This is a genomic window from Paenibacillus taiwanensis DSM 18679, from assembly GCF_000425125.1.
Taxonomy (GTDB): Bacteria; Bacillota; Bacilli; order Paenibacillales; family Paenibacillaceae; genus Paenibacillus_B; species Paenibacillus_B taiwanensis.
In genome coordinates this window covers 83,431-104,428 of sequence record NZ_KE384308.1, presented here as the reverse complement: position 1 = coordinate 104,428, position 20,998 = coordinate 83,431, and the positions used below count along the sequence as shown (strand labels likewise).

At 43.3% G+C, this 20,998-nt stretch carries 18 protein-coding genes; 15 read left to right on the top strand and 3 right to left on the bottom strand.

The genetic code is table 11. The features are described 5' to 3' along the window. Window positions 1-35: 35 nt before the first annotated feature. Window positions 36-1,397 carry an MATE family efflux transporter gene (locus H509_RS0119170; protein WP_028546504.1) on the top strand — a complete coding sequence of 454 codons (1,362 nt, stop codon included), beginning with the start codon at window positions 36-38 and terminating at the stop codon, window positions 1,395-1,397. A 27-nt stretch (window positions 1,398-1,424) separates the two neighbouring features. Here H509_RS0119170 and H509_RS0119165 read toward each other — a convergent pair whose 3' ends face one another. Next, complete coding sequence (locus tag H509_RS0119165) at window positions 1,425-1,685, bottom strand: hypothetical protein (protein WP_028546503.1); 261 nt, start codon at window positions 1,683-1,685, stop codon at window positions 1,425-1,427. 308 nt (window positions 1,686-1,993) lie between these two features. Here H509_RS0119165 and gap point away from each other — a divergent pair, with 308 nt between their 5' ends. The 7 genes from gap to H509_RS0119130 all read left to right on the top strand — a co-directional run bounded on the left by gap (window position 1,994) and on the right by H509_RS0119130 (window position 9,689). Beyond that, complete coding sequence (gap, locus tag H509_RS0119160; protein WP_028546502.1) at window positions 1,994-3,037, top strand: type I glyceraldehyde-3-phosphate dehydrogenase; 1,044 nt, start codon at window positions 1,994-1,996, stop codon at window positions 3,035-3,037. Further along, complete coding sequence (locus H509_RS28810) at window positions 3,013-3,192, top strand: GapA-binding peptide SR1P (RefSeq protein WP_036698173.1); 180 nt, start codon at window positions 3,013-3,015, stop codon at window positions 3,190-3,192. Before gap ends, H509_RS28810 begins: the two co-directional genes overlap by 25 nt. Continuing rightward, window positions 3,189-5,864 carry a pyruvate, phosphate dikinase gene (ppdK, locus tag H509_RS25975; RefSeq protein ID WP_051287410.1) on the top strand — a complete coding sequence of 892 codons (2,676 nt, stop codon included), beginning with the start codon at window positions 3,189-3,191 and terminating at the stop codon, window positions 5,862-5,864. The genes H509_RS28810 and ppdK overlap by 4 nt, the downstream gene beginning before the upstream one ends. A 162-nt stretch (window positions 5,865-6,026) precedes the next feature. Further along, window positions 6,027-6,680, top strand: coding sequence for a CBS domain-containing protein (locus H509_RS0119145; RefSeq protein WP_051287408.1), 654 nt, complete (start codon window positions 6,027-6,029; stop codon window positions 6,678-6,680). A gap of 18 nt (window positions 6,681-6,698) precedes the next feature. Continuing rightward, window positions 6,699-7,502, top strand: coding sequence for a pyruvate, water dikinase regulatory protein (locus H509_RS0119140; protein ID WP_028546500.1), 804 nt, complete (start codon window positions 6,699-6,701; stop codon window positions 7,500-7,502). Window positions 7,503-7,525: 23 nt separating this feature from the next. Next, on the top strand, window positions 7,526-8,500 hold the full coding sequence (glpX, locus tag H509_RS0119135; RefSeq protein WP_028546499.1) for a class II fructose-bisphosphatase: 975 nt from the start codon (window positions 7,526-7,528) through the stop codon (window positions 8,498-8,500). A gap of 271 nt (window positions 8,501-8,771) precedes the next feature. Further along, on the top strand, window positions 8,772-9,689 hold the full coding sequence (locus tag H509_RS0119130) for a S8 family peptidase (RefSeq protein WP_028546498.1): 918 nt from the start codon (window positions 8,772-8,774) through the stop codon (window positions 9,687-9,689). Window positions 9,690-9,825: 136 nt separating this feature from the next. On the opposite strand, the gene H509_RS0119125 is transcribed toward H509_RS0119130, so the two are convergent. Then, window positions 9,826-10,866 carry a lytic polysaccharide monooxygenase gene (locus H509_RS0119125; protein WP_028546497.1) on the bottom strand — a complete coding sequence of 347 codons (1,041 nt, stop codon included), beginning with the start codon at window positions 10,864-10,866 and terminating at the stop codon, window positions 9,826-9,828. Between the two features lie 785 nt (window positions 10,867-11,651). On the opposite strand from H509_RS0119125, the gene H509_RS0119120 reads away from it, so the two are divergent. From H509_RS0119120 to H509_RS25965, 7 genes are all read left to right on the top strand, one after another. Continuing rightward, on the top strand, window positions 11,652-12,590 hold the full coding sequence (locus H509_RS0119120) for a tyrosine-type recombinase/integrase (protein ID WP_028546496.1): 939 nt from the start codon (window positions 11,652-11,654) through the stop codon (window positions 12,588-12,590). 102 nt (window positions 12,591-12,692) lie between these two features. Further along, window positions 12,693-15,290 (top strand): flippase-like domain-containing protein, encoded by a 2,598-nt coding sequence (locus tag H509_RS25970; RefSeq protein WP_051287406.1) that lies wholly within the window; start codon window positions 12,693-12,695, stop codon window positions 15,288-15,290. A 282-nt stretch (window positions 15,291-15,572) separates the two neighbouring features. Further along, entirely contained in the window at window positions 15,573-15,962 is a 390-nt protein-coding gene (locus tag H509_RS0119110) for a CidA/LrgA family protein (RefSeq protein WP_028546495.1), read from the top strand. Further along, window positions 15,959-16,648: an LrgB family protein gene (locus tag H509_RS0119105; protein WP_028546494.1), complete on the top strand. Its 690-nt coding sequence runs from the start codon at window positions 15,959-15,961 to the stop codon at window positions 16,646-16,648. Before H509_RS0119110 ends, H509_RS0119105 begins: the two co-directional genes overlap by 4 nt. 160 nt (window positions 16,649-16,808) lie before the next feature. Further along, the gene (locus H509_RS0119100; protein WP_028546493.1) at window positions 16,809-18,572 is read left to right on the top strand and encodes a stalk domain-containing protein; all 1,764 of its coding nucleotides are present in this window, start codon (window positions 16,809-16,811) and stop codon (window positions 18,570-18,572) included. 143 nt (window positions 18,573-18,715) lie between these two features. Then, window positions 18,716-18,910 (top strand): hypothetical protein, encoded by a 195-nt coding sequence (locus H509_RS0119095; protein ID WP_028546492.1) that lies wholly within the window; start codon window positions 18,716-18,718, stop codon window positions 18,908-18,910. A 261-nt stretch (window positions 18,911-19,171) separates the two neighbouring features. Further along, on the top strand, window positions 19,172-19,606 hold the full coding sequence (locus H509_RS25965) for a thiol-disulfide oxidoreductase DCC family protein (RefSeq protein WP_051287404.1): 435 nt from the start codon (window positions 19,172-19,174) through the stop codon (window positions 19,604-19,606). A gap of 213 nt (window positions 19,607-19,819) precedes the next feature. Here H509_RS25965 and H509_RS0119085 read toward each other — a convergent pair whose 3' ends face one another. Next, window positions 19,820-20,743 carry an aldo/keto reductase gene (locus tag H509_RS0119085; RefSeq protein WP_028546491.1) on the bottom strand — a complete coding sequence of 308 codons (924 nt, stop codon included), beginning with the start codon at window positions 20,741-20,743 and terminating at the stop codon, window positions 19,820-19,822. Window positions 20,744-20,998: the final 255 nt, after the last annotated feature.

Here is a 20,998-nt window from a genome sequence, read left to right as displayed (position 1 = left end):
CAGTCAGATTACGATGAGAGGTTGCGAAGCATGTCATGAAACAAACGTACTCGAAGAAACAGAAATTCCAGCAGTTGCTTTATATTTTACTTCCTATATTTGTGACTCAAGTTGCATTGCAGCTTATGACTTTCTTTGATACAGTCATGTCTGGTCATTTTAATAAGGAGAACTTGGCAGGTGTCGCCATTGCTACGAGTTATTGGGTTCCAATATATACAGGACTAAGCGGCATATTTCTAGCGGTTACCCCAATAGTGGCCCAATATGTGGGAGCAAAGCAGCGTGACAAAATCGCATCAAGCGTTATTCAAGCTGCTTACTTATCGATTTTAATAGGTATTGGTGTTATAATCATAGGTTTTTTTGCTGTGGATCCTCTGATTGATCGAATGAAACTTGAGCCAGAGGTAAGCCGTGTCGCTAAGCAGTTCCTAAGTGCTATCGGTATCGGTGTTATTCCCGTATTTATTTATACAGTTTTACGTGCGACTATTGATGGACTTGGTCTCACTCGTGTCACAATGTTTATTACGCTGTTGTCTTTTCCGATTAACGTTATGTTGAACTATGTTTTTATTTTCGGGAAGTTTGGGATGCCAAGATTGGGTGGCGTTGGCTCTGGATTTGCTACAGCAATTACGTATATCATCATTTTAAGTGTGGCTATTCTATTTATGAAGCGTAACACGATGATGCAGGATTTGGGCATGTTTCGACGATTAGAGAAAGTATCTCTTGCGCAATGGAAGGAAGTGCTCCGCATTGGTTTGCCAATCGGCTTGTCGATTTTCTTTGAAGTCAGTGTATTTTCAATGGTCACGCTATTGATGAGCGGATACGATACAGTTACGATTGCTTCCCATCAATCAGCATTAAACTTTGCATCTTTATTGTACATGCTCCCCCTCAGCATTGCGATGTCATTAACGATTATGATCGGCTTTGAAGTAGGGGCCAAACGATATGAGGATGCCAAGCAGTATGCTAGATTAGGTGTCTTTTCAGCCATTGGACTTGCTGGACTTTGTGCGGTATTCCTAGTTATATTCCATTCTAATGTAGCGGCTATGTACACTAATGATTCCACAGTCAAGGCGATGACCGAAACTTTTTTGATGTATGCAATCTTTTTCCAACTGTCAGATGCGATAGCAGCTCCTGTTCAAGGAACGTTGCGTGGTTATAAAGATGTTAACATCGTATTTATCGTTGCCTTTGTCTCTTATTGGGTCATTGGCTTGCCTATCGGGTTCGCGCTCTCAGCTTGGACATCTCTAGGTGCTTATGGTTATTGGATTGGATTAATTACGGGATTGGCATTCGGGGCGGTTGGGTTGTATGTTCGTCTCGGCGTTATTGAACGGCGTGCTAAACGAGGACTATTAGGGAATTAAATAGCATTAAATAGAGTATGAAGCAGCCTAAGAGGGGACGGATATAAGCCGTCTCCTTTTTGCTGTGTGCAGGTGTTGAGCATCTATCCTTTTTAAAATAAATTTGACCAAAGGGGGAAATAACCAGCTGCCGACAAAAGCGGCTGGATCAGAGTACATCGTCTTCTTTATGATGATAAATAAGGCAGAGCTACCTATAAAGTCAATCATAATCATTTGTTTAATCGCAGATACAGGCACGATAATGACAACAAATTCATCATTTCTTTTTTTCCAGGGCAAGGGCATAAGCTGCTTCCTCCATTTCATATTGTGGCAGAACTATTTACCTTACTTTATGTGTAGAAAGGTTTGTCTTATGTATCTTGGCTATTGTATAACCCAACTCATTCAGTTGAGATTAAACTTTTTGGAATGTTGGCATGTAATCGATTTCATTTATATATAATGTGTACTATATAATCGTTTGAATTTCTATAACACACACTTTATCGCATGTAAGCGAAAATAAATTATTAAATAGTGTGTATTACTTATTGAAATGTCGTTAAATATGACGTAATATATAAACAGAGCAAAGGAGGTTCTAACAATATATGCATAAACGACTCGGTGTCAGCGGAACGGGAAGAATTGGCAGGTTGGTTATACGCAGCATGTTTATTCATGGAGATGGGACTTCTATCGGCCTTATTAATTCTTCATGTTCACCCGATCAATTAGCACATCTATTAAAGTATGATTCGATTCACGGGCGGTGGGGCGAGGACATTAAGTTTGATGATCATTCCATCATGATTCGCGGACACCGAATTCCTATTGTTAATGAACGTAACCCGGAGTTGCTGCCTTGGCAAACGTATGGAATCGACGTTGTGGTTGATGCAACAGGCAAATTTAAAAGCCGTTCAGAAGCATCAAAACATCTCCAGTCAGGTGCTAAGCGGGTAGTTGTAACGGCACCGGGAAAAGAACTGGATTGCACGATTGTGATGGGAGTCAATGAACATACTTACGACCCCGAACATCACGCGCTCATTTCCACTGCATCGTGTACGACTAATTGCTTAGCACCACTTTTGCAAGTATTGGATCAGGAATTTGGCGTACAGTCGGGATGGATGACGACAGTTCATGCTTATACGAATGACCAGAAGCATCTTGACAATGCCCACTCAGACTGGCGCAGAGCAAGAGCGTGCGGAAGCTCCATTATTCCGACATCAACAGGCGTAGGCAAGGCACTAAAGGACATTCTTCCGCATCTGGCGGAGAGCATTCAAGGTATCTCATTGCGAGTGCCGGTGCAAAATGTTTCCTTGGTTGATCTTACTGTACAATTGCATTGCGAAATAACAAAAGAGGACATTCGGCGCGCATTTACAAATGCGATTCAAGAAGGTTTGGGGCCTTTTGTAGCATACAGCGAAGAACCCCTTGTATCTTCCGATTACATTGGCAATAACAAATCTGCAATTATAGATGGTTTATCGATTCAGACCGCGGGACAGCAAGCTAAACTATTGGCCTGGTACGACAACGAATGGGCTTATGCATGCCGTGTAACTGATTTTGTAAAGTATATGTTCGTCCAAAATGAAAAGGGGGAATTATTGTGCGGGACCAAATCAATGAATTAATTTCTGATTATGTGAGACAGAATGATCTGGGAACGATAATTTGTCGGCATTGCGACGACATCATCGATACATTGCCTACTAATAGTGTGAAGACGAAATATATGGTATGTGAAAAAGAAGCTTGTCGTAAACAAGAGGGGAGTGCTTCGGCTTGACAGTATCGAGAGTGAGCTCATTCCAAAATGGCGGTAAAGAACATATAGAACTTCTGGGTGGAAAAGGCGCTCACCTTGCAGAAATGACAAAGGCGGGACTTCCTGTTCCGCCAGGTTTCACCATCACAACAGACGTATGCAGACATTATTACAACAACAGCCGCCAGCTACCCTCGGGGTTACGGGATGAGATCGAGCTTGCACTTGCTGAACTGGAAAAGGAACAGAATCGAGTGTTCGGTGGTACAGACTGTCCTCTGCTCGTATCGGTACGCTCTGGTTCAGTCACGTCCATGCCTGGTATGATGGATACCATTTTGAACTTAGGATTAAACGACGCGACAGTAGAAGGATTGGCACAGCAAACCAACAACCGGAGATTCGCTTACGACTGTTATCGCCGTCTTATCCAAATGTACGGCTCGGTTGTTTACGATATCGAGGCCATTCATTTTGAACGTGTGCTGCAAGAGGAGAAGCAACTCCAGCAATGTAAAGACGATCAGCAATTGACAGAGCAATCGTTGGTTACACTTGTTCATAAATTCAAACGACTGATTGAGCAGCGCACGAATAAATCATTTCCGCAAAATGTAAGGGAGCAATTGCAAGGCGCAATCGAAGCTGTATTTTTATCCTGGTCGAGTCCAAGGGCGAAAGTATATCGTAAAGTTCATCTCATTCCAGATGATCAGGGAACGGCCGTAAACGTGCAAGCGATGGTATTTGGCAATAGGGGGAGCAATAGCGGCACAGGCGTGCTGTTTACTCGTAATCCCTCTACAGGGGAAAAGGTTTTGTTTGGTGAATTTTTAATGAATGCACAAGGTGAAGATGTTGTCGGTGGTACGAGAACACCAATACCGATTGCAGCTCTACAGGATGCACTACCCGAAGTTTATGCAGAGCTATCCTCCTGTGCGGCACAGCTTGAAAAACATTATAGAGACATTCAAGATATTGAATTTACTATAGAAGATGAAAAACTGTATTTCTTGCAAACACGAAGTGCAAAGCGTAATGCAAGGGCGGCGCTTAAGGTGGCTGTTGACCTCGTCAATGAAGGCATGATAACAAAAGATGAAGCTTTGATGCGTATTGATGTACAGCATTTGAACCATTTATTGCATCGTTCCCTGCAAGCTACTGCTGATCACGTTGTGATCGCAACGGGGCTGCCCGCTTCTCCAGGCGCGGCATGTGGGCAAGCCGTATTTGATGCAGACACTGCTGAAGAATGGAAACGCGCGGGCAAAGACGTCATTCTCGTACGTCTCGAAACGACACCAGAAGATATTCACGGTGTTATCGCTGCTGAAGGTATTTTAACGCTCCGTGGAGGCATGACAAGCCATGCAGCAGTGGTTGCCCGTGGTATGGGCAAACCTTGCGTGTGCGGTTGTGAAGTTCTAAAAATAGACGAAGAACAGCAGCAGCTTATCGCCAACGATATCGTTATTCGAGAAGGTGACTGGCTTACGCTTGATGGTGGCAGCGGTCAAGTTATTCCCGGTCAATTGGAGCTAAAAGAAGCGGACATTTTCCCAGAGCTGCTGCTCATGCTGGAATGGGCAGATCAGATTCGTTCCCTGAAGGTAATGGCAAATGCGGATTCCCCGCTAGATGCGCGTAAAGCGCGGGAGTTTGGAGCAGAGGGCATCGGATTGTGTCGGACTGAGCATATGTTCTTATCTCCAATGCGTGTTCCGATTGTGCAGCAGATGATTTTAGCCGAGAAGGAAATTGATCGGCAAGTGGCGTTAAACCGATTGTTGCCTATGCAGCGGTATGATTTTGAAGAAATGTTTCGAGAAATGGATGGCTTCCCCGTCACGATTCGCTTGCTTGATCCACCACTGCATGAATTTTTGCCGAATGTGGAGGAATTGACAACGCGTTTAGCGCTAATGCGCACTTCAGAGAGCGATATCCATGCTGAACGTGCTGAGTTAGAACGGATGATCAGAAGAGTCCGCGAATTGCAGGAAACGAATCCAATGCTAGGTCAACGCGGATGTAGATTAGGTATTATGTTCCCTGAAATATATGAAATGCAAATCGAAGCGATTTTTCAAGCAGCCCTCCGCTGTTTATGTGACGGGGTCACGGTGCAGCCACAAGTTATGATTCCACTGGTAGGGCATGTCAATGAATTACATCTGCTGCGGAAATTAGTTGATCAGGTGGCAGAACAAGTGTTAGGACATGAAAGAAGAAACTGTCCATATAAGGTAGGTACGATGATTGAAGTGCCTCGTGCTGCTCTGACAGCAGGTGAGATTGCACGGTCTGCGGACTTTTTCTCCTTTGGTACTAACGACTTAACCCAGATGACATTTGGGTACAGCCGAGATGATGCTGAAGGCAAATTTTTAACCCATTATGTAGAGAATAAGCTGCTTCCGCACAATCCATTTCAAGTATTAGATACTGAAGGGGTAGGCAAGCTGATTGAGATGGCCGTCATCCAAGGCCGTTCCCGAAATCCTTTGCTGACCACGAGTATTTGTGGAGAACACGGCGGTGATGTGGAGTCTATTATGTTCTGTCAACGTGTCGGATTGGATTATATAAGCTGCTCGCCATATAGACTTCCAGTTGCTCGCATTGCGGCAGCTCAGGCCCATATACGGATGCAGTGGGAAATGACACTTCAAGAACAAGCGGTCTAAATGGGTATGTAAATGTACTGTACATGCAGCCGGATGGTGTTATGTTCGCTAACTCGCGCAGATCGAGAGTTACGAATATCCCATCCGGAATGCTATAATCTTGTCATAAAGAAGTAGCTCATAAGTCCGTGCCTCTTCTTTAACAGATAGATATAGCATGAAGTGGAGGGATACAACATCGAACTAACAGCACGACAATTAGAGATCATTAAGATCGTTAAAAAACATGCCCCCATTACAGGGGAACAAATAGCTGAGATGCTGACCATCAGTAGACCAACGATTCGTGCGGACCTTTCCTTACTCGTGATGCTGGATTATATCGCGGCCAAGCCAAAGGTGGGCTATTTTCTCGGCGAGAAAGCGGAGAAAAAAGAGTCTGATGGCTACGTTCTGCGTGATATGAAGGTCGGGCAAGTTCAAGGCATGCCTATTGTGGTCGATGTAAAGACAACTGTACAAGATGCAGTAGTCACCTTGTTTTTGGAGAATATAGGGAGTTTGATCGTGACAGACGAAGAGGGGAAGCTTGCGGGTGTTATTTCCCGTAAAGATTTGCTCAAAGTGACGTTGGGTAACCCCAATGCATCCTCCATGCCGGTCAGCATGGTGATGACCCGACAGCCAAATATTGTGACGATTACGCCGGAACAATCTGTATTGGAAGCAGCACGCAGGATGATCCACCATCAGGTTGATAGCTTGCCGGTTGTTTCTTGCCCGGATGGTGCGTCAGAAGCGGACTGTAGCGTCGTTGGCCGGATTACGAAGACAACAATCATCAAGCTGCTGCTCGATAAAGTAGAGCAGGAGTAAGCGGGAGGACAGAAGTGTATGGGCAAGGCGTCATATACGATTACGGTAGTATCCGATTCTGTAGGAGAGACAGCGGAAGCGGTAGTGCGAGCTGCCATTCGTCAGTTCGAAGCACCACAAATTAAAATTAAACGCCATATGAATGTACGTAATGAAGAAGAGTTAGGTATCGTAATGGAAGAGGTTGCACAATCAGGCGGATTTGTGGCCTATACACTCGTTCAACCTGAATTACGGGCATCAATTAAGGAGCATGCCATTCGATTGCATGTTCGTGCTGTGGACGTAATGGGGCCTATGATCCAAGCTTTTGTGGACACTTTTGCTGATCAGCCCAAACGTATGCCAGGACTGCTCCATCGGTTGGATGATGATTATTTTCAACGGGTGGAAGCGGTTGAGTTTGCCGTCAAGTGTGACGATGGCAAGGATCTTAACGCCATACTTAAGGCGGACATCGTGTTGCTTGGTGTATCCAGAACGTCCAAGACACCATTAAGTGTATTTCTTGCGCATAAAGGTAAAAAGGTGGTGAATTACCCTGTAGTTCCTGAAATTCAACCGCCGGAGCATTTATACCGTATTTCCTCTAATAAAATAATCGGTTTAACGATGAACGCTGAGCACCTCCTCAAAATTCGCTCTGAAAGGTTAAAGTCAATGGGACTTCCTGTATTAGTGCGATATGCGTCGCTAGAGCGTATTGTGGAGGAACTGGAATATGCTCGCTCATTATTTGATCGTTTAGGTTGTCCAGTCATTGATATTACAGACAAGGCGATTGAAGAAACGGCTGGCATCGTAATGGATTTTATATCATAAGAGAAAAGAGGAGGGAGCTGGAGATGGATCGTCAACTAGCTCTGGAAATCGCGCGTGTTACGGAGGCCGGTGCCCTAGCTTCAGCCTCATGGATAGGACGGGGTGACAAGCATAGCGCAGACCATGCTGCTACAAGTGCAATTCGCGAAATGTTCGACTCGGTTCCGATTGATGGCACCGTCGTCATTGGTGAAGGAGAAATGGATGAAGCCCCGATGCTTTACATCGGTGAAAAGGTAGGCAGCCGCTTAGGGCCGGAGGTGGATGTCGCGGTAGATCCATTAGAAGGCACCGAAGTTGTCGCAAACGGGTTAAATAATGGAATGTCGGTTATTGCTATCGCGGAGAAGGGACAGTTTTTGCATGCACCGGATATGTATATGCGGAAGCTCGCAGTTGGCCCTGCGCTTGCCGGACACGTTAGCTTGGATGATCCTATTGAGGTGACACTGGAAAAAGCAGCATACGCACTGGGTAAATCTGTGGAGGACCTGACAGTTATGATTTTGCAGCGTGAGCGGCATAGCGACCTAGTACAGGCATTAAGAAACAATGGTGTTCGGATCAAACTACTCGATCATGGTGATGTATCTGGTGCCATTGTATCAGCAATCCCTGAATGTGGTGTGGATATGTATGTCGGTTCAGGAGGTGCGCCGGAGGGTGTACTGGCAGCAGCAGCTTTGAGATGTCTCGGTGGCGAGCTGCAAGGCCGACTTATGGTGGAAAACGAACAACAATATGCGCGCTGCTTAAAAATGGGTATTCCAAATCCGGACGCCCTACTCACGATGAAAGACCTTGTAGGTTCGGGGGATGTTATTTTTGCGGCGACGGGGATAACCAATAGCGACTTGTTAAACGGAGTACGTCATTTGCCAGGTCAACGGGTTGAAACACATTCGGTCATTATGCGAGCGGGTACGGGAACCATTCGATATATTCGGTGTGTGCACAACATGCCAGTAAAGTTAAAATATGCGGCAGGAATGAACTAAACAAACCGTTACGGAGAAGTCGAGCATAATGCTTGGCTTTTTTTGTTATGTTGAGAAAATAAATACACATGCTGCTTCTGGCATTCATATAGCAAATAATGGTATGATAACATTTGGTTTATTTAAGTCATGTTTCGGATTTGATAGGTTACTCCAATTCAAAGTTTACTCGTAGCCTATAGCGTTTGTTTAAAAAGTGAGTGCTCGTCGTCTTTAGCGTAGCTTAAAGGCTTGAGTAACTAGCTAGATTTAGCAGTAAGGGGTAATAGAGATGGATCTACATATGTTTTTGCCTCCTGTGCGGATTGTAGATATTACGAACAATAAACAGGAGATTCCACCTGGCGTATCGTTAATATCAGCGCCTGATGTATGGGAAGAAAGTCAGCGGGGGGACGGAATCGTCATTGCGATTCTCGATTCTGGCTGTCAGGTCGATCATCCGGATCTGTCTGGCAGAATTGTTTCAGGAAGGAATTTTACGCAAGACGGTGGCGTGGAGGATTACACAGATACAAGTGGACATGGCACTCATATTGCAGGAACAATAGCCGCCAATTTGGACAATTATGGTGTAGCAGGAGTTGCTCCTGAAGCAGATTTACTCATTTTGAAAGTAATAGGCTCAGATGGATTGGCACAAATTCAACAGGTTGTAGCTGCTCTGGATTACGCCATCGCTTGGAGAAAGGGTACGCAGCGAGTACGTGTTATTTCCATGTCACTCGGCTCGGCACACCATAACGTAGCCTTGCACGAAGCTATTAAACGTGCGGTGTCTGCTGGCATTGCTATCATCTGTTCTGCTGGCAATGAGGGAGACAATTGCGGGGATACGATAGAAATTAGTTATCCGGGCGCCTATCCCGAAACTTTATGTGTTGGTGCTATTGATATTGAGTTAAATATGGCACCATTTACGAATACTAACGATACGGTAGATCTGGTAGCGCCAGGTAATGAGATTTTGTCTACCTGGATCGATGGGAAGTATGCGGTCATGTCAGGAACCTCTATGGCAGTTCCTCATGTTACAGGTGCAGCAGCACTCATTATTAATGAACTTGAACGTGAGCTTGGAAGAACCATTAGTGTACAGGAAATTTATGAGCAGTTAAAGGCACGAACGGAGCCGCTTGGCTTCAAGCGGACAGTGGAAGGTCATGGTGTATTAATGCTGGATTCATAAAGCTATTAAGCGTTAGCAGCTTTGGGAGAGATCATTAACGATATAGCTGATGTGGAGTTTCTAAGCTTTGCTTGCTCAGGTTATATCTCAAGTAAAAAAAGGACTTGCCAATTGGCAAGTCCTTCTTGCTTGAGACTTAGTTAATAGATTTCCAAACAGCAGAAGAACTGCTCGGTGTTTCGCCTAGCGTCCACCAGCGCGCTTCATAGTTAGCGCCGTTGTAGCTTACTTTGTCGCCAGCCAAGTACACAGTTCCTGCATTCCAAGCTGGGTACGCAGTGCCACCATCCGTTAATGTCTTCTTAGAAAGAGCGACAGAGGCAGCAGACTTGTTACCAGCCGTATCAACTGCTTTAATGGTGTATACATATGTGGTGTTTGCTGTTAAACCGGTATCGTTATAAGAAGTTGTTGTCGAAGTTCCTACTAAGTTACCATTACGATAAATTTCATAATTTTGAATACCAGCTGAAGCAGTAGAAGCAGACCAAGTTAATTGAATGCTGCTTACTGTTTGTGCAGGTGACACAACATTCGCTGGAACTGAAGGCAGCTGTGTACCAGTTCCATTCGTTAAGTTTACATCAATTACTTGATAGAATGCATTAGGTGTATCTGCAATTTCCCATACGCCAAGAATGAGATGGTAGCCACTGCGATCTGTTGGAACGTTGCATTGATGGCTGACGGAAGTAGGTGGTTTTGCACCGCCGTCATTAATTTGGCAGAACAGCTCCAAATCGGAACGTTTTAAAGCTTGGTTTGGATTCCAATTTGCCTTCGTAATATAATATTTCCATTCTCTTGTTGCATGGTTAGCTGTCAGCTTCCAAGTGAACGTGTTTGTTCCACCGTTCAAGTTTACTTTGTTCCAACGTGTAGTCGTTTGCTCATACAATTCAGGGTAAATGCCGCCACCTGTAATCTGGCCGTCAGCAGGACCGCCAACAGGGAAGTTCCCTGGCGCTTCAATACTTTGTGGCTCATACTGGATGGCGCCACAGTTTGTGTTAGTGCCTTGCTTGCATTGTAATGCGCGGCCTGCCGGAGATTCAATGTAACCATGTGCAGAGGCTTTACTTGCAAATACAAAAGAACATGCTGCCAGCAGTAATGCCATAATAACAACTGCTGCAAGTGGAGATAGTTTCGGTAACGATAGACGATATGAATTCATTAATTGGAACCTCCTAGTGTGGGTAGATTAGGTGTATAACATGCTTCGCGTGTTATTCCTGTGTAAACAACTTGTAACGTCTAAAAGCTCACCTCCGGCTTCTGCTATTCCTCAACTTCCTTCTTGCCTGCGTGGTACATGATAGAATATAAGCGCTAATCTCATCATGACAGCATTATTCCTCATGTCATAAACAACTGAACCTGAGTTATGTTGTTCCTCCATTACACGTGCATCTCTCCGCAAAAGTTAAACGGTTAAATATAAAGACTACATCACCCTTCAATTGACAGCGTTTACAACTCAAACGCACAAACACAACAATTGCTTGCTCTACTCTAGGTGATGATCATCTGCAGCATAGGTAACCGTTAATTGTGAGAATTGTACACGTACTGATGACCTCTTCATTGGAATCATTGAAAAAGTGAAAAGATGAGAGTTAAAAGGTGTATACCTTACATTACGTGGAGGCTTGTCTAGTTGTGATGGTAAATCGGATAAGGCGTGCTGGAAAATACAAAAGGCAAATAATGGAGTGGAAGTTGAGTTAATTCTATTATAACGAAACAGAAAGAGGGGTCAAGAATTAAATTGTGTAAAAGATCACACCTGAAAACTACACCCGAAATACCGCAAAAGCTTGTGTAATTCTATTAACGAAGCTCAATATTTGCGTCATTAAACGTAAACTGCGTATAATAATGATTATACGCAGTTATTTTATACGCACCATTTGCGATAAATGCCGCTGAAATGGCAGGATAGGAAAGGAGATTCTCTTGATGACCGCTACCGTTTGGAATCGAATAGAAATCGAGGACAAATATGAAGAATCACTTATGGCATTTCGTCTGTGGATGACAAATGCCGGTTACACCGCATATACACAGCGAAATTATATTGGAGATGTGCATCAATTTCTCAAAACATTAAACGGCAAACCAGTAACAGACGTTAAAAATTTGCAAGTATTGTCCTATTTGGCACAACTTAAATCTACAGGTGTCAGTGATTCAACACGCAATCGCAAACATTGTGCGCTTATCAGTTTTTATCGCTCGTTAAATGAATTAGAGATCACAGACGTAAATCCAGCGCTGCAAGTCAAAAAGTCGAAAACGGAGTCACAACGTGCTCCTGTATATTTGGAGCCACCTCAAATTAGAGAGCTCATTCAAGGAGTAGACGGCAAATATCGCAACCGTAACATAGCGATTCTAATGCTGATGGCATATGGAGGCTTACGTGTCGGTGAAGTACATAGACTTAATCTTTCCGACTATCACCGCGAACGTCGTACCATTGAGGTGTTAGGTAAAGGCCGCAAGTGGCGAACCGTTCCGCTGCCTGAGCCAGTTGTACAGCAGCTTGAACTATCGCTGCTAGAACGATTGCAGCCCTGGCGAGCTGGCGAGGATGCGTTATTTATTTCTCAGAAGGGACGTAGACTCTCGATCCGGAACATTCAAGCTATCGCCAGTCTTATATTTGAACAAATGCCATGGAATGACGGACAAAACAAATATGCAGGAAAGGGCAGATCGTATTCCTGTCATAAGCTGCGGCATTCGTTCGCGACCATGCTCGTGCGTAGTGGCACCGATATCCGAACGGTCCAGGAAATGTTGGGACATGCTTCTATTCAAACCACAACAGTATACACGCACGTCAATGATAAGCAGAAAGAAGAAGCCATGTCTCGTTTGGCTGCATGGATGTAGCGGATAAAGACGACGTGATATGAATAACTGACGCAAAACGTTCCCAAACTATATAATACAATAGAAATGACTGGCTATTGCTTCACCAAAGGAGGAGTGCGTATGAAGGCAATGAAGTCAAAGCTTCAAGCGCTATTCCGCCAACGTTGGCTCGTAAAATCTTTTAAGATCGGATTTCCGTTGGCTGTTATTTTATTTGTTATTGTCCAAGGTAAGAAAGAGCTGTCTCGGTTTTCCATCTCGGAGTCGTTAAAAGCCGTTCGCTTGTTGTCGAGCGAGAACTTTACTGGGCTTATGATATTAGGCATTTTAGCGGTTTCTACGATGTTTTTCTATGATGTGCTGCTGCTGCGCTCAATTAGAGCCAAGATGAGATGGAGTAAAATTTTTCGTGTGTCTTGGATAGCCAACACATTTAACGGTATTTTTGGCTTTGGCGGAGTGGCAGGTGTTGGGGTTCGAACCGTACTTTATCGATCAGTGTCTAAAGATAGGTCTCGCTTGCTGCTGGCCATTGCCTGGATGGCCCCCTCGATGATCAGTGGCCTATCCTTGCTATCTATTCTTGTTATTATCGGCGTATTTCCGGCACAAGAGCTGCTAAATGCCAAGGGCTGGCTGTGGATCGTGCTGATCGGGATTGCCCTTTTTTTTCCGACATATCTGCTGCTATCACGTTGGAAAGGACGGCACCATGCCAATGTAGGGTTGACATTTGGTTATACGCTAGTGTCGTTTATAGAATGGTTGGCAGCGGGGACAGTTGCTTACGCAATATTAGTGTGCTTAAACGTCCCTGTAAGTTACATACAAGTAATCGGTATCTATACCGTTAGTGCTGTGGCTGGCATTATCAGTATGGTTCCCGGTGGATTTGGTACATTTGATATTACTTATCTCATAGGGATGCAAGCACTTGGCGTTGAAGATCATTTGGTATTTACAGGCTTGCTGTTATTCCGTATTATTTATTATTTTATACCTTTTGGATTAGGCCTCATCTTTGCTGCATTTGAATTTGGCGGGGTGGCCGTGAGAAAATGGGAGGATCATCCCAAATTCAGCTCTTACATTGAATCGGGAAGTATATTCTGGTTTATACAACGCTCCGTCTGGATGAGTTTATCTGCTTGGTCTATCACTATTTTATTGTTTATGACGTCTATCTTTCTGCTGGCGTACGGTGTTACAACACCTGAGCTAGGACAATCGTTTGTCCGTATACCGTGGCTAAATTCTCAAAGTGCTTATCCGATTGTAAACGGTATGATTATCGGGTCTGCTTTCCTTATATTGATGATGTTAAAAGGGCTATTCGAAAGAACGCTGCGCGCCTATTATATTACATTAATTGCGTTACTTATAAGTACGACTGCTACGTTTTTGTTGGGAACAAGCATTCGACATACATTGTGGCTGCTTGGTATGCTTTTGTTTGTCTTTTTACTGCGCAGCCAGTTCACAAGACTGCGGTATCCCATTACGAAAGCTGCAACTATTGTAAGCACGTTATTTATGCTCATCGTCGTATGGATGTACTTGATGATTGGCAAGGTGTTCAGTTCCCTGCACGATTCAATCGAGTTTGGCAGTTATTTGCTGTCACAAGACGAATGGGCCATTTCCATCGTTACAGCTGGTATTGTATTTGTTTGTCTGTATAGTATTGGTTGGGCAGCATTTGAACACCATAATCGTGAGCCGTTTGGGCGTGAATGGTCGTATTATGATCGCCATTATTTTCAGTCTGTGCCTAACGGTTGGATCTATGAGCATGTACCTTATAAACGAATGTACGAAACAGACATTCCCGGCATGCAACTGCCTATTGTAATCCGAGGTAGGCGAGTGCTCGTGCTTGGCTTACCACAAATAGATGCCAAGTATCGAGCCAGAGTGATGCAGCAATTGTATGCACAAGCTGACCGTTTCGGATATGAAGTCGTATTTACGCAAGTCAATTCGGAGTGGATGCCACTTCTGCACGACTATGGCAACGACTTTTTCAAAATTGGAGAGCGTGCGCTCCTCCGAATGGAAGGTACGATCACAGAACAAGTTCCTGATGGAAGTCATGTAGAGCGGTATGACTTTCCGTTGGACCAATCTGTACAAAATCATCTGCTAGCCAGCATAGCTAAATGGTCAAATGTAAACGCAGAATATGTACAAGGCTTTACACGTGCCTTACATTTGATGAATGGCTCACATTATTTATTTGTATTGCAGCCTGCTTCACATGACACATGGACAGGTTATGCGATCGTTTTGCTTGACACGGATAATGGGCGGCTCGTAATTGAGGATATGCGCTGCACTAGTATGGCGAAGCAGTATGAACCAAGCGAAGTAACGAATGGAGATCATCACTTGCTTCATACTTTGTATACATGGGCACGCCATAAAGGAGTCGTACTAGAAACGGGCTTTATTCCGCTCGCACACGTTGAGACGTCTCTTGCACCTTATTCATGGACGGAGCGTTCTGCCATCGCCATGTACCGAAGATTGCGCGGTCAATTTTTGCTCTACAACCAGCGTTATCGCTGGCAGACCTGGAGTGAACAAGAATGGGAGTCGCAGTATGTGGCATTTCCGAAGCGAATGTCACTTAATACGTTAATGTGGAGATATACGCGTTGGCTTCAGCGAACCCATAGGCGAAGTTTGTTGGAAATCGAACGAACACGTAAAAAGTAAGGCTGTTTTGAAAACTATAATGAAAAAACATGAAAATACCACTTAAAGGCTCGGAAACACGGTTCCGGGCCTTTAGCATGGAAAAAACCGCTTCCATCTCATGATTACGACGCTTCTCGCTAGTAGGAGCGGGGGACAGATGGTGCTACAATAAGTAATGAAGACAGGGTTGACATAGCGATTAGCGCAACTTTTTACGCTAGCTGATGGCTGATAACTTACTTCTCAATTGAATGATGTTGAAATACAGCTTAGATAATAACTTGCAGAAGGTGATTATACATGGAAGGGCTATTAGGGTTCGCAATTTTGGTCGGATTTAATTTGGCAGGTGTATGGCTGCACAATACGTTGCATATTCCGTTGCCAGGGAATGTGCTTGGGCTCGTATTATTTCTGGCAGCGCTTAGCTTAAAGGTCATCCGATTAGAGTGGGTTGAACGATCAGCTCAATACCTTCTAAAACATATGCTCTTATTTTTTATTCCTTATGTAGTAGGTATTATTGCATTTTTCCCCGTGCTTCAAGCCCATTGGTTCAGCATATTTGTGGGCATCGGCGGCAGCACTTTGGCGGTACTGTACGTGACAGGCCTCGTTGCCAAGAAGCTGCAATCAACAGATCATAATGAGCCTGTAACCAACAAGCTTGGTAAGGGGGAAGCAGCATGAATGCAGCAGACTTGTTCCAAAAAATTTGGTTTGGCTTAACGATTACGGTTGTAGTATACGTCGCAGCACGCGCACTACAGCAGCGTATCCAATGGATGCATCCGATGATTGTAAGCGCCGGTGTTCTCATATCGTTTTTGTTAATTAGCGGTTTGCCGCTTCAGCAATACAAAGAAGGGGCAGATCTATTGTCATTGCTGCTTGGACCGGCTACAATTGCTCTAGGTGTACCGATTTATAAACACCGTCAGCACATTAAAGAACAATTTCGTGCGGTCATGTTGTCGATAACGTGCGGCTCTATAGTCGGGGTAGCAAGCGTATCTGCCATTATGTTCTCTTTTAGCGGAGGCAAAGATATAGCAATGAGTATGCTGCCCAAATCGGTCAGTTCTCCAATTGCAGTTGAAATTGCCAAGTCACTTGGCGCTGTTCCTGAGTTGGCTGCTGTCTTTACGGTATTTACGGGCATTGTTGGGGCACTTGTAGGTACAGCCTTTCTGCGGAAGTTAGGTATACGAGATGAGGTATCGTTAGGAATTGCTCTTGGGACAGCCGCTCATGGCTTTGGAACAGCTAAATGCTTGGCTGATTCTGAAAAGCAAGGAACGTTTAGTGGGTTGGCAATGGGGCTAATGGGTGTAATTACGTCAGCATTGTTTGCTGTCTTGTTCTTAATTATATAACAACCTGTATATTTAATTGTGTTAATTTGTTGAAGTCTCTCCTCTTGGAGAGGCTTTTTTTGCTTGTCTTCCAATCATTAACTCCTCTCAAATTGTAAACATGGTAAAATTGATAGGAAACAATTCCTAGTTGTACATACATATTAACGGAGGGGTAAATTTGAAAAAATCACGGTTATGGACTTTGATGCTGGCAATATCGATCCTGATATCAAGTATTGGTGCTACAGGACAAGCAAGTGCAGCAGTCAGCACAAACTCAAAAGGAACACTGTCCATCTATGAGTATCGTGTAGCGGAATGGAATGGGAAGCGAGGTTACATGGATGGAGTGTTAAAATGGTCTGAGACGAATAAAGTATGGTATATGACGGCTCAGAGCTTTGCTAAACTATTTGATTTGAGCTTTTCATATGATAAGGCTGGCAAAGTCATCACCTTCAAGGATGACAATCATGTGTATCAACTATCAGTTGGGTCCAAAACGGTAAAAATGGACAACACTGAAAAGACGATTAACACACCGAGTGAAGCGATTGAAGGACAAGTGAGCGTCCCTTTGAGTCTAGCTACAACTCTGTTCGAAACCTCTATTTCCTTCAAAAATGATTTTAACGATAATCTAATTCCATATGAACTGCCAAATGAAGTGGTTTACGATAACGCGTATAATAAAGTACGGGCACCGTATGATCGTGCGTATGCAAAGTACTCAAAAGCGTTTGATGCATTCGAACAGGCTAAAAATCAAAATCTTTATTTTGTTCGAGGGTCTATAGTTAGTCCAAATAAAGTTCAGTTGTGGGGAACGACAGAGGCTCAAAGCAGTCATGTTTATGCCGAATTATTATCCGAGGGTAACATTATCGTACAAAATCCTGATCGATCAAAAATAACGAATAACTACTATACTGGTGGATATCACTACTATATAAAAGCGGGGACAGGCCATGATATGTATGGCCGGCCAGTGAGTATTTATTATTTTGGTGCAGCAAGTGCTGCTCAACAAAAAAATATAAACAATAAAAAAGCCGCTTTGACAAAAGCGGAAGCTGAACTCCGCAATGTCAGTAAGTCTCATGATACAGCCGTTAACAACTGGATTAAAGCTTTGAAGGATATGTACAGACAGAAAGGAAGCTTTAACGATCCTAAAATTTTAGGGAAATTAGCTGTTCATTTAAATGACTTGTCAGCATATACAGGCTCGATTCAAATGAAAGAAGAGGCAGAGTCTGTTGCCAACACCTTATATAAGTTAGATAAACGTATGTATTGGATGGTCAAAACATTATTTAATGGGGATGATTTCAGAGAGCGATTCGCGGCGCTTTATGATATCGATAAATCCTTGGCATTATTGATTGCATATAACCCGCAACAATACAAGGCAGCAGCTGAGATTACCTATGACAAGCGCTCATATACCGATGCGCTAATGCTCGCGAATCTAGCTAAGTCATCCGGCTTAAAGGTGGATAATTTAATCGTCAAAATTAACAAGAAGCTGGATGAAGCCGCAGCACAACTAACGGAGGAGCAAGATAAAACGGAATTCCAAGCTAACATTCAGAAAGAAATGCCAAAATTTAAAGAGTGGGAGCAACAATATTTGACCTTGCTGAAAAATTTTAAACAAGAATATGTCAGTAAGCACGGAAATGCTCAATACTTTGAGCATTTGTCATGGGAAGAGCAGCATGCATTAATTGAGGAAATGAATACACAATATGTTGATCCTGTTGAGAAACTGAGGGAAAGACTTATAACATTTCAGTATATTAACACGGATGAACAGCTACAAAGTATAAATAATTTACGACACGCATTCGGGGATCTATCCACGTATTCCACGGATGGAAGATCGTTGGCTCATTTGAAAATATTGAATGCGCTTAGACTAATGGGATTAACATTGTAATCGAGCTAATGAGAAGAAGCTGCTGCTCATCAAGAGATGAGAAGTGGCTTCTTCTATTTATTTTTTTATTATGTGAAATTAATCACATTATATGCCGTAAATTTGTGATATAGTAAAGACATCAAATAAGAGGAGTGATTACAATGAGAACATTTAAAACATTTGAAGATACAAACAAGGTCACTCAGTACTTCCTACAATTATGTTACAACTGTGATGACAAACATTTATGCACAACAGAGGAAGAGTGCAAGCAATGCTGGACAAACTATCATCAAGTGGACGTAGATACGAAACAAAATGAAACACGCGAGATGCTAGCAGCGTATTACGCATAAAGAATCTATTTTTTATACGTAAGATTGTGAAAAAAGTAACATGTTGAAATGGAAATTTGCTCATCATTTGAACACACCGTTTGAAGAATTGGATATCTGTTGCTGTTGAACCTCCGACCATATACGGGGGTTTTTGTTTGTCCTTCTATTTTAAGATAAGAGGTCATCATGCTGTTGATGGGGTGCATACTTCCTAAATCCTTCAAAATAGAATATGATGTACGATAAAGGAAACAATTGTAGTAAAGAGGGGGGAATATGATGTTCGACGCCCGCAAACGCAAGCACTTGGAAGTATGGTATGACAGTTGGTGTCCACTATGCACAGGCATTCGTAAGCGGTTAATCGCAATCGATTCCTTTCATGTGCTCCAGTTTCAATCGATTCGAGATGAAATCGCAGTTAACCAATCCAGTGTGAAACATATTCCATTACTTGAGTTGGAGCAGAGGATGCACGTTAGAGAGGTTGAATCGAACCGCTTACATCGTGGGATTGATGCTGTTATCGTTATTTCTAAAGCGATTCCGATCTTATGGATATTTTGGCCCGTGCTAGTTATTAGCCGCTGGATCGGCTTAGGCGAGAAACTGTATGATTATATTGCTTCTCGTCGTATCATCGTTCCCGCAGGCGCATGTCAAGATCAACCGTGTGATTGGAAACCTCCAGCAGCCAATAAGAGTAGTAAATAACCTTTTGCATGTAATGCAGAGGGTATTTACTAAAGCTATCCTTATCCCTACTATCCTGGCACTTTTGAAAAACATAAATATAATTATGTAAACCTACATAATGCAGGTCATATAATATTCACACAGAGAGAAGAGAGCAAACTAACTTAAATTAGTCTGCTCTTTATTCGCTCATTACGATGACATTGCATCCATTAAGAAGGGCATACGAGCTTAGTCTGCACTCCACACCAAGGGATGAGTTGATTCCAATAGTTCGACAGCTTGCGCATTACGAATAACTTGGGTCTCATCTTTGCAGCCAGGAATAACACTTGTTACGGCAGGGTGGCGTAAACACCATGCCAAAGCCCACTGTGCTATGTCGACATCATGCGGCACTTCATTACGTTGAATCAGTTCAACCTGCTTTAACGTTTCATCCAGCTCTACTCCGTTATGGCGCGCACGGACATCATTTTCACCGAATTTCATACCTGCTTTATACTTTCCTGTCAAAAATCCACTCGCAAGCGGGACACGTGCCAGAACACCCAACTGGTTTGCTTCGCAGGCAGGAAATACATCTTGCTCTGGACGGCGATCCAGCCGATTATAGACGACCTGAATGACGCTTGCTCCAATCTCTGCTGCGTTTACAGTCTGATGCATACTGTTGCTCTTGTTTAGTGATAATCCAATATGTCTTATTTTACCTGCCTGGACTTGCTTATCAAGCATGGTCCACAGTTCATCATCGTTAAAAGCCTCATCATTCCCGGAATGGAATTGATATAAATCTATGTATTCTGTATTTAATGCTGTTAATGATCTATCCAATTGTTGCAGAACATCACTAGCGCCAAACTTGTCTGTTCGATTCATGTGCGAGTGGAACTGATGACCGAACTTAGTTGCCACAATCCAATCCTCACGATTATGTTGCGTCAAGTAACCACCAATTAATGACTCTGACAAATGATCACCATAACATTCGGCTGTGTCTATGAAGTTAATGCCAACCTCTTTCGCCTGATTCAAAATACGATCCACTTCGGTTTGTGTATAATCATGACCCCATTCACCGCCATATTGCCATGTCCCCATACCGATTACCGATACTTTCATTCCTGTTTTGCCCAACACACGATATTGCATTATGAAACACGTCCTTCCAACGTTTGCTTATAGGAGTACCTACAGTGTAGCACAAAAGCTATTCGATAATAAAATAAGACGAAGCTTGTGTCCGACAAGAAATCTAACATCCCAATTGTAGCAATATATAGGAAATGACAGAATAGCATTGAAACCTTAGTAAACGGGAGTATTATTAATAAATAGGAGCTTAGGGCAACTTTTGAGTTTTGTTTACGTATGGTTAATAATATACATACATAGTATATTGCTCCT